Source organism: Streptococcus mitis subsp. hohhotensis, assembly GCF_020089495.2.
Classification (GTDB): Bacteria; Bacillota; Bacilli; order Lactobacillales; family Streptococcaceae; genus Streptococcus; species Streptococcus hohhotensis.
In genome coordinates this window covers 18,393-30,237 of the sequence record NZ_JAIRCA020000022.1, presented here as the reverse complement: position 1 = coordinate 30,237, position 11,845 = coordinate 18,393, and the positions used below count along the sequence as shown (strand labels likewise).

Annotated in this window: 11 protein-coding genes and 1 pseudogene; all 12 read right to left on the bottom strand. The window is 40.9% G+C overall.

The features are described from left to right. Nucleotides 1-312: 312 nt before the first annotated feature. A complete protein-coding gene (gene purB / locus K4Z77_RS08595) occupies nt 313-1,608 on the bottom strand; it encodes an adenylosuccinate lyase (RefSeq protein ID WP_224219052.1) in 1,296 nt (431 codons plus the stop codon). Next, complete coding sequence (locus K4Z77_RS08590) at nt 1,605-4,187, bottom strand: SIR2 family protein (protein ID WP_224219051.1); 2,583 nt, start codon at nt 4,185-4,187, stop codon at nt 1,605-1,607. Before K4Z77_RS08590 ends, purB begins: the two co-directional genes overlap by 4 nt. Continuing rightward, entirely contained in the window at nt 4,180-5,271 is a 1,092-nt protein-coding gene (purK, locus tag K4Z77_RS08585; protein ID WP_224219050.1) for a 5-(carboxyamino)imidazole ribonucleotide synthase, read from the bottom strand. The genes K4Z77_RS08590 and purK overlap by 8 nt, the downstream gene beginning before the upstream one ends. Beyond that, the gene (purE, locus tag K4Z77_RS08580) at nt 5,258-5,749 is read right to left on the bottom strand and encodes a 5-(carboxyamino)imidazole ribonucleotide mutase (RefSeq protein WP_049509947.1); all 492 of its coding nucleotides are present in this window, start codon (nt 5,747-5,749) and stop codon (nt 5,258-5,260) included. Before purE ends, purK begins: the two co-directional genes overlap by 14 nt. Nucleotides 5,750-5,779: 30 nt before the next feature. Further along, complete coding sequence (locus tag K4Z77_RS08575; RefSeq protein ID WP_078137223.1) at nt 5,780-5,896, bottom strand: phosphoribosylaminoimidazole carboxylase; 117 nt, start codon at nt 5,894-5,896, stop codon at nt 5,780-5,782. A gap of 61 nt (nt 5,897-5,957) precedes the next feature. Further along, complete coding sequence (gene purD, locus K4Z77_RS08570; protein WP_224219049.1) at nt 5,958-7,223, bottom strand: phosphoribosylamine--glycine ligase; 1,266 nt, start codon at nt 7,221-7,223, stop codon at nt 5,958-5,960. Between the two features lie 121 nt (nt 7,224-7,344). Next, nucleotides 7,345-8,892 carry a bifunctional phosphoribosylaminoimidazolecarboxamide formyltransferase/IMP cyclohydrolase gene (purH, locus tag K4Z77_RS08565; RefSeq protein WP_224219048.1) on the bottom strand — a complete coding sequence of 516 codons (1,548 nt, stop codon included), beginning with the start codon at nt 8,890-8,892 and terminating at the stop codon, nt 7,345-7,347. 24 nt (nt 8,893-8,916) lie between these two features. Next, complete coding sequence (locus K4Z77_RS08560) at nt 8,917-9,426, bottom strand: VanZ family protein (RefSeq protein ID WP_224219047.1); 510 nt, start codon at nt 9,424-9,426, stop codon at nt 8,917-8,919. 71 nt (nt 9,427-9,497) lie between these two features. Beyond that, a pseudogene (locus K4Z77_RS08555) lies at nt 9,498-9,651 on the bottom strand (bifunctional phosphoribosylaminoimidazolecarboxamide formyltransferase/IMP cyclohydrolase); the annotation flags it as partial. Nucleotide 9,652: 1 nt separating this feature from the next. Then, nucleotides 9,653-10,117 (bottom strand): GNAT family N-acetyltransferase, encoded by a 465-nt coding sequence (locus tag K4Z77_RS08550; protein ID WP_224219046.1) that lies wholly within the window; start codon nt 10,115-10,117, stop codon nt 9,653-9,655. Between the two features lie 44 nt (nt 10,118-10,161). After that, nucleotides 10,162-10,713: a phosphoribosylglycinamide formyltransferase gene (gene purN, locus K4Z77_RS08545; protein ID WP_224219045.1), complete on the bottom strand. Its 552-nt coding sequence runs from the start codon at nt 10,711-10,713 to the stop codon at nt 10,162-10,164. After that, on the bottom strand, nt 10,710-11,732 hold the full coding sequence (purM, locus tag K4Z77_RS08540) for a phosphoribosylformylglycinamidine cyclo-ligase (RefSeq protein WP_224219044.1): 1,023 nt from the start codon (nt 11,730-11,732) through the stop codon (nt 10,710-10,712). Before purM ends, purN begins: the two co-directional genes overlap by 4 nt. Nucleotides 11,733-11,845 lie beyond the last annotated feature (113 nt).

Here is an 11,845-nt window from a genome sequence, read left to right as displayed (position 1 = left end):
ACAAACTAGAATAAGGACTGACATCCATAGTTAACTGATTATCAAGCATCATTTCACCTCATCTCTAGTATAACAAAAAAGCCATCAATTTGATGACTTTTTCAGTAGGCTCGAGCCTTGCTTGGGCTTTTTTCTATGTTTATTATATGACATTAAAAATGTATTTTCTATATGTCAATTAAGATAGACTAAATTTGTTTAATTTTTACTAAAATATAGGTAATTTTTATCAAAAGTACTTGAAGAAAAAATAAAAATCGAAGTTCTTCTACTCCTATAAATAGAGTAATAGAAATTCGATTTTTATTCTAATTATCCTAAACCAAGACGTTCAAAGATATCATTCACTCGTTTAGTGTAATAAAGAGGGTTGAAAATTTCGTCGATTTCTTCTTGAGTGAGGCGAGAAGTTACCTCTGGATCTGCTTCGAGAAGCGGTTTAAAGTCGACTTGATTGTCCCAAGAGTAGGCTGTTTTTGGTTGTACCAAGTCATAAGCTTGCTCACGGGTCATACCTTTTTCAATCAAGGTCAACATGGCACGTTGGCTAAAGATAAGACCAAACGTAGAGTTCATGTTGCGGATCATGTTTTCTGGGAAGACCGTCAAGTTCTTGACGATATTTCCAAAACGGTTAAGCATGTAGTCAATCAAAATGGTCGTATCTGGTGTGATGATGCGCTCAGCTGATGAGTGAGAGATGTCACGTTCGTGCCAGAGAGCCACGTTCTCATAAGCCGTAATCATGTGACCACGGATAACACGCGCAAGACCTGTCATGTTCTCAGAACCGATAGGGTTACGTTTGTGAGGCATTGCAGATGAACCTTTTTGACCTTTGGCAAAGAACTCTTCCACTTCGCGTTGCTCAGATTTTTGCAAACCACGAATCTCAGTCGCCATACGTTCGATTGAAGTCGCGATGCTGGCAAGAACCGCAAAGTACTCAGCATGAAGGTCACGAGGAAGTACCTGTGTAGAGATTTCTTGAGCACGGATACCAAGCTTGTCACAGACGTATTGCTCTACAAATAGTGGGATATTAGCAAAGTTCCCAACCGCACCAGAAATCTTACCAGCTTCCACACCAGCAGCTGCATGCTCGAAACGCTCGATGTTACGCTTCATTTCACTGTACCAAGTCGCTAATTTAAGACCAAAAGTTGTCGGCTCAGCGTGCACACCGTGGGTACGCCCCATCATGATGGTGAACTTGTGCTCCTTAGCCTTGTCAGCGATAATGTTAGTGAAGTTTTCAAGGTCGCGACGAATGATGTCGTTGGCCTGCTTGTAGAGGTAACCGTAGGCCGTGTCCACCACGTCAGTAGAAGTCAAGCCATAGTGAACCCACTTACGCTCTTCACCAAGCGTCTCAGAAACCGCACGCGTAAAAGCCACTACGTCATGGCGAGTCTCCTGCTCAATCTCCAAAATACGGTCGATATCAAAGTCCGCTTTTTCGCGGATCAAAGCCACATCTTCCTTAGGGATTTCCCCCAATTCAGCCCATGCCTCGTCAGCCAAGATTTCCACCTCAAGCCAAGCACGGTATTTATTTTCTTCACTCCAAATGTTCGCCATTTCTGGGCGTGAATAACGGTTGATCATGTTGTTTCTCCCTCATCTAAAATAATGTTTTTGTAAGGATTTTTTTGAAAAATATCCTTTAAAATCTCAACATTCTTATTACCTTTGAGCAGTCGTTTTGTTATAAATAAGTCATCATTATCATCTAAGAATAAGTCACTTTCTTGATAACTATCATCAAACCACAAAATATTGTTCTTGTATTTTTCTTCAAAAAATGCATCAATCTCCGTCCCATGGTCTATTATAAATCTTTTTATTTCTGATGGAGTTTTCAACTTTTTAAAATTTTCATGTGAGAAACAAAATCGGTTTAATATCTTTCTAATTGCTTCTCCTCTAAAGCCAACATTCTGATTCTTGATATTGATCACATTATCTTTAATATAGTTTTTAGATAGAGCGACAATATTATTATTTTCAATAGAATTCGAAATATCAGAAATATTTTCATGTGAGTTTTTCTTAAGAATTACCTTTTTATCATAAAAAACTGTACTTACCACTTTATCAACTTTATTTGATGATATGTAAAAAATATTAGTATAGGATATAGTTAAGTGAACTTTACCTGATTTTACATACCAATTTGCCAACATTTTACGAAATTTCATTACATATTCAAAGTGAGAATAAGGACTTACAGAATAAAAATCAGGCATTGGTATCGAATTTTCACAAATTAAGTCTAATTCCTGTAGATATTTAGGTAAATTTAATCTATCATACTCATTTTCTATTTGTGTTACGATACTTTCTGGTAAATTAATAAATCTTCTGTCAAGTGGAATATCAACACCTTGTGTTTTCTCTAATATAATTAAAGGTAAATTTCTAATTTTTACTAGTGACTTCAGAGATTTTTTCGAATGAATCCAATAACTGTCATCATAGTAATCATTGTAGATAACTTTCACAAGCATATCCCCATATAAAATATGATTCGCTAAAGAATTTAAATCATTCTCTTTCAAATTATCTATATTCTTAGAATACATAAAAATTTTGTACGGTTTTTCCGAAATACAAATAAAATCATCTAAATTTATTTTTTTGAAGCAATGGGAAAAGTTAGTTTTATTCGTAGTGACATCAAAACTTATATCTCCTCCTCGAGTAACATCGAATAAACCAAAATATTCCAAAAATTCTGATGTATCTTTTCCTTTTTTTAGTGCATCTCCATATTCTTTTTTCAATTCCAACCGAACAAATGTATATGAATCATCTTCATAATATCGTGTGGTATTCTCAAGCTGAACTTCTTTACTTGATTTAGTAGAATCTGTATACATCCTAAATGAAATCGGACTGTCTCCACTCTTCTTAGTCTGCACAAAGATTGAATCAGAAATTAGAAACATTGACAATGCACCTATTCCAAAATGTCCCACTAAATCATCTACATTACTTACTTCTCTTTTTCCAGATTTTCCAATGGTCAAATAATAATTCTTTATATCAGCTATAGACATACCTATACCGTTGTCTAGAATCGATAAAAATATTTTTCCATCTTCTTCCTCTACAGAGATTTTTATATTATAGTCCCTCTTAACTATTTTACATGCATCCATAGCATTTTGAAGCAACTCTCTCATAACCACTTCCGGATAATCCTGACCCTCATAAAGTGGAATGATAAAATGGTTGACAACATCATTCTTTGAAACTGCAAATTCTAAATCAGAAGACTGTAATGAGATATCCCTCAATACTTCATACAATTGTTGATAATTGTTTCTTAAGTAAAAAATATTCACATTAATGAGCAATCCATTTAGAAGAGCTAACTCTTCTTTCTCCAAAAAGTACTCTGGCTTATCATCGGAAGAATATGAAATAATATATACTCGTTCTTGAAATTGTTTTAAGTCTTTTTGACTTAACGTTGCAGTCAAAGTCGTAAGTATGTCCTTAATATTTCTATCACTCAAACTATAGCCTAAAAATATTATAGGAGATTCTACAAACATCGTTAACAACTTGGAATATATATACTTACTTTTTTCAAAAAATTGGTCGTAATCAGATTTTGTAATAATCATAGATGACGGTTTGTCTATAGAACCATGAATCTTATAAAGTTTTTTATTTTTTGTCTCGGAAGAGAACAAATCATCATTGTGAATATAAATCTCCTCATTTTTAATGTTGAAAATACTCTTCTCCAGCAAGGAATCATAGTTTGTTGTGATTAATTTTTGGTAATCAATACCACCAAGTGTTGAAATTTCTTTCTCATATTCAGAATTGTCAACCGTATATTTCTTCAATATTTGAGCAATCAACTCTCTGAAAGGGATTCTTATATCATCGCTTTCTAATAATGATTCTTTTTTTAACATTGTAAAACAAATTGCTTCTAGTCTTTCCGCAATTTCTTCATAATTATCACTGGTCCATCTCTCCAATAAACTTTTATCTATTTCTAGTTCTTCAGAGATTTTTTCTAGTAACCCCCACCAAGTAGGAGATTTCAAATATCTCTGAGATAAACCTGAACCAACAAATAAAACTGGTTTTTGATTTAGTTTAGATAGTTTATTAAACCCATAGTCAATATTCTTCAAATCATTGAAATCAACTTTATTACTCATTCTTTCCTTCCCCAAACTCCTCAACCTCATCTGGTACATCACTAAACAAAGTCACATGTCCCATCTTGCGGTTGTGCTTCGCTTCTATTTTACCATACATGTGGAGGTGAGCGCTTGGATTTTCTGTGACATATTTTTCAGCAGCCTCGACATGCTGGCCGAGGACATTAAGCATAACAGCAGGCGCATGCAGTTGGATGGTTGGTAATGGTGCTCCCAGAACGCCCAGAATATGGGTATCAAACTGCGAGAAATCGCAGGCTTCAATTGAATAATGCCCCGAGTTGTGTGGTCGTGGAGCAATCTCGTTGACAATGATGTCGTCAGCTGTCGCAAACATTTCCACGCAGAGAGTTCCAGACAAGTTGAGTTGTTCTGCTATTCGCACTGCCATGGCTTTGGCTTTTTCGGCCAGACTATCTGAAATGCTGGCTGGAACGATTGTCTTAGACAGGATGTTGTTGCGATGGATATTTTCCTGAACTGGGAAAACTGTCACATCCTTGCCATTTCCTGACACGATGACAGAAATTTCAAGGTCAAAGTTGACAAATTCTTCCAAAACGCAGGCTGCTGAATCTGCTAGCACATAGGCTTCTTCCAAGTCTGATTCCGAGCGAATGACCTTTTGTCCATGCCCATCGTAGCCACCTGTCGCGGTCTTGAGGACATAGTTTTTGGACAAGTCGATATCTGCCAAATCTTGGCTAGAGGTCACAACCTTGTAGGGTGCCACGGTAACTTGTGCCTTGTTTGAGAGGAAGTCCTTTTCAAAGATGCGATTTTGGGAAATACGAAGCAGGTCTGTCCCTTGAGGAAGTTGACCATCCTTGATGACAGCATCCAAACCGTCAGCATCGACATTTTCAAACTCATAGGTGAGGACATCGCAACGCTCAACCAACTGACGCAGAGCATCCACGTCATTATAAGGAGCCACGATGATTTCCGCCACGCGAGAGGCCGGGCAATCCGCCGCAGGATCCAGCACGATAACCTTGTGGCCCATGTAGATAGCAGAAATGGCCATCATCTGACCCAGTTGACCACCACCGATAATTCCGATTGTTTTAGATGAGCTCATTTGTAGACTCCTCTGCGATTTTTCCTTGTTCTTCTGCGAAATCTGCTAAAGCTGTCGCGATAGCCTGATCCTCTACTGAAAGAAGACGGAGGGCAAAGAGGGCTGCGTTTGTCGCACCAGCTTCACCGATAGCCATTGTCGCAACAGGTACCCCACCCGGCATCTGAACGATAGAATAGAGCGAGTCCACGCCACTAAGCGCGCGTGATTTGACTGGTACACCAATAACTGGAAGGGTTGTTTTGGCAGCTACCATACCTGGCAAATGAGCTGCGCCACCTGCACCTGCGATGATGACCTTGATACCACGACTACGCGCTTCTTCGGCATGCTTGAACATGAGATCAGGTGTGCGATGGGCAGAGACAACCTTCTTCTCGTAGGCTACACCGAAGCGGTCTAGGACTTCTGCTGTTTTTTGCATGGTTGCCCAGTCGGATTTTGATCCCATGATGATGGAAATAATTGGTTTGGTCATAATTTCCTTTTCTTTCCTTTCTTTTTTCAATCACCTTAGGTTGTGAGGGACGGCAGCAGCCACCAAAGGTGTCTCATGCCTAAATTGGAAGCCCAAGGTCTTCCAATTTCCCTGAACGATTGGATTGTCATTCAATCGTTCTTTCACAACGACGGTGATTGTTCTATATTAGCTAGCTTTCGCTCGCCATTGACAAATTTAGTATCTGTTAATCTTTTATCGCCTTGCTTCCGATATCTGTTCGATAGAAGAGACCTTCTGTTTTTTGTTGAGCGAGTTCTTGATAGATGGTACTTTGGGCTTCTTTAACGGTGTCTGCTGTGGTAACGAGCATATAGACACGTCCACCGTTTGAGAGCAGTGCTCTGCTATTTTCCGCAAACTTAGCACCTGCATAGTAGGTGATGATGTCTCCTTCTGTCTTGGCTGGCAACTCGACACCCTTTGCATAATCTAGCGGGTAGCCCTTGGATGCGACAACCACACCCAGAGTCACACCCTTGTCTGTCCAGGTGATGGTTGGCTCCTTGCCATCCAGAATATCCGTAATATTTTGTGCAAAGTCAGATGTCAGACGAGGCAAGATGATTTGCGTTTCAGGATCTCCGAACCGAGCGTTGAACTCGATGGCTTTGGGTCCATCAGCTGTCAAGATAAGCCCTGCGTAAAGGATACCCAGATAAGGACGACCTTCTTGAATCATGCCCTCAAGGACTGGCTTGACAATAGTCTCAACTGCTGTATCAACTACACTCTGTGGCAAGTGTGGAACTGGCGCATAGGCACCCATCCCACCTGTGTTAGGGCCCTTGTCGCCATCGTAGGCACGTTTGTGGTCCTGAGCCGTTGGCATAATGTAGAACTTATCACCATTGACAAAGGCAAAGAGTGAAAATTCCTCTCCTTCAAGGAATTCCTCAATAACCACACGCGCACCTGAGTCACCAAATTTATTGTCCAAAAGCATCTCGTGAGCTGCTTCGACTGCTTGCTCAACCGTCTCCGCAACAACGACACCTTTCCCAAGGGCCAAACCATCCGCCTTGACTACAATAGGCGCCCCCTGCTTTTCGATATAGACCTTGGCTTCCTCAAAGTCCGAGAATGTGCCATAGGTTGCCGTCGGAACGCCGTATTTGACCATGATTTCCTTGGCAAAATCCTTGGACCACTCCAGCTCCGCTGCCAATCTTGTCGGACCAAAGGCTTTGAGACCAGCTGCATGGAAATCATCCACGATACCAGCCCCAAGGGCGTCATCTGGCCCTATAAAGGTCCAAGCAACATCGTTGGCTTTTACAAACTCAACCAATTTAGAATGTTCGGAAATAGAGATATTTACCAATTCCAAACTATCCAGAGTCATCCCATCATTCCCAGGAGCTACAAATACTTTTTCAACGTCTTTTGACTCAAGCAACTTCTTAGCAATCGCATGTTCACGACCACCCGAACCGACAACTAACAGCTTCATTCCTCAACCTCTTTTGCGAATTTTTTAATAACATTATATCACAAACGTTCGTTTTAATCTTGTTTCACTCCGCATTTTTACGCAAAAAAGGAAAGAAACTGTTTTCTTCCCTTTAACGTTCTTAATGTCTAAAATGTCTCACTCCTGTGAAGACCATAGTCAAGCCATATTTATCCGCAGCTTCGATGGATTCTTGGTCACGAACTGATCCCCCAGGCTGGATGATAGCTTTGATACCTGCTTTGGCGATTTCTTCCACATTATCCGCAAATGGGAAGAAGGCATCGGAAGCAAGCACAGCACCGTCAAGGCGGTTTTTAGCTTGGTCAATCGCCATACGAACAGAAGCCACACGGTTGGTTTGACCTGGGCCAACACCGAGTGTCATGTGGTCGTTGGTCACGATAATGCCGTTTGATTTGACATACTTGATAGCCTTCCATGCAAACTCAAGAGCTGTCGCTTCTGTCTCAGTTGGTTGGCGTTTGGTAACCACTTGCCAATCAGCTGGGCTTTCTTTCACTACGTCTTGATTTTGCACCAGAAGTCCACCAACTACACCTGTGTATTCTGCTTCTACTTCACTGGCATCTTGTGCGTCAAATGGCAAGGCAAGGATACGCAAGTTTTTCTTTTTATTAGTCAAAATAGCTAGCGCTTCATCCGTATAACTTGGTGCGATGATGATTTCAAGGAAAACACCATGCATCTTCTCGGCTGTCGCAGCATCTACCTCACGGTTGAGAACGACAATTCCACCAAAGATAGACACTGGGTCAGACTCATAAGCGTAGTCCCAAGCAGTCTCAATGTCATCAGCCTGACCGATACCGCATGGGTTCATGTGTTTGAGAGCCACAACGGTTGGACTATCTTTGAAGTCACGGATGATACGAATGGCAGCATCCGAGTCACGGATGTTATTGAATGACAATTCTTTCCCGTTGAGCTGTTTGGCTGAAGCAATGGAGTAATCTGTCGGCAAAGCTTTTTGGTAGAAATCTGCATCCTGTTGAGGATTTTCCCCATAGCGCATGGCTTGTTTGAGGTCATAGGTCAAGGTTAACTTTTCAGGTTTGCTTTCGCCCACTTGAGCTGTGAAATATTCTGCAATCAAGGCATCATAAGCCGCTGTGTGACGGAAAACCTTAGCTGCCAGACGTTGACGGGTTTCGTAAGTCGTTTCGCCGTTGGCTGACAATTCGTTAAACACCACATCATAGTCAACAGGGTCTACAACAACTGTTACGCTGGCATGATTCTTCGCTGCTGAACGAAGCATAGATGGCCCGCCGATATCGATATTCTCCATCGCATCAGCATAAGTCACATCTGGTTTGAGAATCGTTTCTTTAAAGGGATAGAGGTTGACCACTACAAGGTCGATGAGCTCGATTTGATTGTCTTTGGCCGCTTCCAGGTGACTATCCAAGTCACGACGAGCGAGGAGTCCACCGTGGATATTTGGATGAAGGGTCTTGACACGACCGTCCATCATTTCTGGAAAACCGGTCACATCATCAATCGCAATGGTATCTACCCCAGCATTATCAAGGGCAACCTTTGTCCCACCTGTCGAGATAATATCCCAACCAAGTTTTTTAAGTTCTTGGGCAAATTCAACAATGCCCGCTTTGTCTGAGACGCTGATTAAGGCGCGTTTAGTCATTATATTCTCCTTTTTAATCATTAGTTAAACATCAATTAAATGCAGTAACAGTAAAACAAAATAAGCAAAACCAAGGCTAAGCATACCTAAGATATTGACCCATTTTCTAGTCTGTGATTTGAACACTCTTATAAAAATTTGATAAATCAGTAAGCCTACACAAACACCTAGCGTATTTAAAGTCAAATCCGTTATATCTGTTATACCTATTGCTAAAATATACTGTAAGCACTCAAACAATAAACTAATCAAGAAACCTGTCCCGACTATTTTTAAACTAGATAAATTAGTTTTTATCAGAGGGAAACAAACACCTAATGGAATAAAGGAAATCAGATTAAATAACATTTCAGCAAAAACAATTTTTCCATCTACTATTAGTGGTTCTGAAAATGGAATCCAATTGATGTACCTTGGAGCTAAGAAAAATGCTATAAATTCAGGATTAGTTTCAAACTTAAATAAGATTCCCCAAGTTAATAACATCAGATAGATATAAAATACATATCGAGTTGTTTTTTTAGATTCTAACATTACAAATACCTCCGTTTGAAGCCGTCTTCAACAAGCACTGACTCCAATTTAAAATCAAAGATATCATATGAATTATCAATGGCAATGGTTTCCACCCCAGCATTATCAAGGGCAACCTTAGTTCCACCTGTCGAGATAATCTCCCAACCAAGTTTTTTTGAGTTCTTGGGCAAATTCAACAATGCCCGCTTTGTCTGAGACGCTGATTAGGGCTTTTTTCGTCATTCTATTCCTCTTTCTTTAGGTCCAAACGCATAGCGACTTCGTTATTTTCTTCTATAAATCCTGTTTCCTGAAAACCAAGACTAGTCAGCAGGTGCTTCATTTTTTCATTTCCAACCACATAATCTGCAATAATATGATTGCAAGCGATATCCATCTGAGCCTTTTTGATCAGAACTTCCAAGGCTTTTCGACCATGACCTCTTCCTTGGTACTGCTGACCAATCATTATCCGCCAGATAAAGTATTCCTCTTCATCCTTATCTATTTCCAACAGGAGAAAACCAACTACAAGCTCATTCCAATAAATTGCCATTGGAAACACATCCCCATTCTCTCGGTAGAGCCATGCGTCAGCTAAAGAGCGTACATTTGGAGACACGAAACGTGCTCGTTCATCAGCTTCAGATATTTTCAAATCCAGCACTGCCTGAAAACTGCTCTCATCTACTAATTTTATCTCAATCATTTTTTCTCCTAGCAATATTGCAAAATCAAAACTTGATTTACTTCTTATCTTCTACCCACCCCTAAACTCTCCAACACTTGAGGATAGAGCTGATACTCGGTGGCATGAATACGTTCTTCAAAGCTGGCTATGGCATCATCAGCCAGCCGTGGCACACGGACTTGTTTGATAATCTTTCCTGTATCCACACCTGAGTCCACCCAGTGAATGGTCACGCCACTCTCAGCAACACCAGCATTCCAAGCATCTTCAATCCCATGAGCTCCTGGAAATTCTGGCAGGTAGGCTGGATGAATGTTGATAATTCGGCCCTCATAAGCTGCTAATAAAGTTGGCCCAACGATTTTCATGTAGCCTGCTAGACAAACCAAGTCAATCTGGTGTTCTTCCAAGAGTTCGACAAGGGCCGCTTCGTAGTCTGCCTTGCTCTCAAACTCCTTGAGTTCAAAAGCATAGGACAGAACGCCGAGCTTGTCTGCACGTTCGAGCACATAGGCGTCACGATGGTCTGAAAAGACAAACTCTACTGGAAATTGTTCGGCTATCATCTGAAAATTTGAGCCATTACCCGAGGCAAAAACCGCTATTTTTTTCATTTGATGATGACACTTTCGTTTTCTTTCTTGACGATACGACCAATTTCATAGACTGGTTCATCCAACAATTCCTTGACACGACTTACATTTTCAGGGCTAACTGCTAGCATAAGTCCCACACCCATATTGAAGATTTCAAACATTTCTTCGTGTTTGATTTTACCATATTTTTCAAGAGCTTTGAAGATTGGCAAGACTGGAACTTTGTCTTCTTCAATCTCAGCAGCCAAGTCAGCTACAAACATACGAGGGACATTTTCGATAAAGCCGCCACCTGTAATGTGGGCAATGCCATTGACCAACTCTTCCTTGATAAGTGGTAAGACAGCCTTGACATAGATACGAGTTGGCTCAAGAAGGACTTCCTTGAGTTGCTTACCTTCCAATTCTGGTAGGACTTCCTCACCTGTGTAATCCGCAAAGACACGACGGACGAGAGAGTACCCATTGGAATGAATCCCACTTGAAGCAAGTCCGAGAAGAATATCTCCTTCTGCCACCTTTGAACCGTCAATGATTTGAGATTTTTCAGCCACACCGACCGCAAAACCAGCCAAGTCATAGTCATCTTCGCCGTACATGCCAGGCATTTCAGCCGTTTCTCCACCGATGAGGGCAGCACCAGCCTGCACACAACCTTCAGCGACTCCAGCAACCACTTGTTCTAGCTTAGCTGGTTCATTCTTCCCTGTCGCCACATAGTCGAGGAAATAGAGGGGCTCTGCACCTGCAGCGATGATATCATTAACACACATGGCCACACAGTCCTGACCGATAGTATCGTGCTTGTCGTACTTGATAGCCAGCATGATCTTAGTTCCGACACCGTCAGTCCCTGAAATCAAGACAGGTTCTTTGACACCTGTTTTTGAAAGGTCAAACATACCACCAAAACCACCAATAGCTCCCATGACACCTGCACGCTCCGTACGAGCCACGTGCTTTTTGATTCGTTCAACAACTTCATAACCCGCTTCAACATCCACACCCGACTGGGCATATGCATTTTTATTTGCCATTTTATTTTTCCTTTTCTTTGAGAAGATTGCGACGTATTTTTAGATAAACAATTATTTTATCTAAAAATACTAGTCAGGGCTCTAGCTTTGATCCTATAGGACAAAGCGTCTAC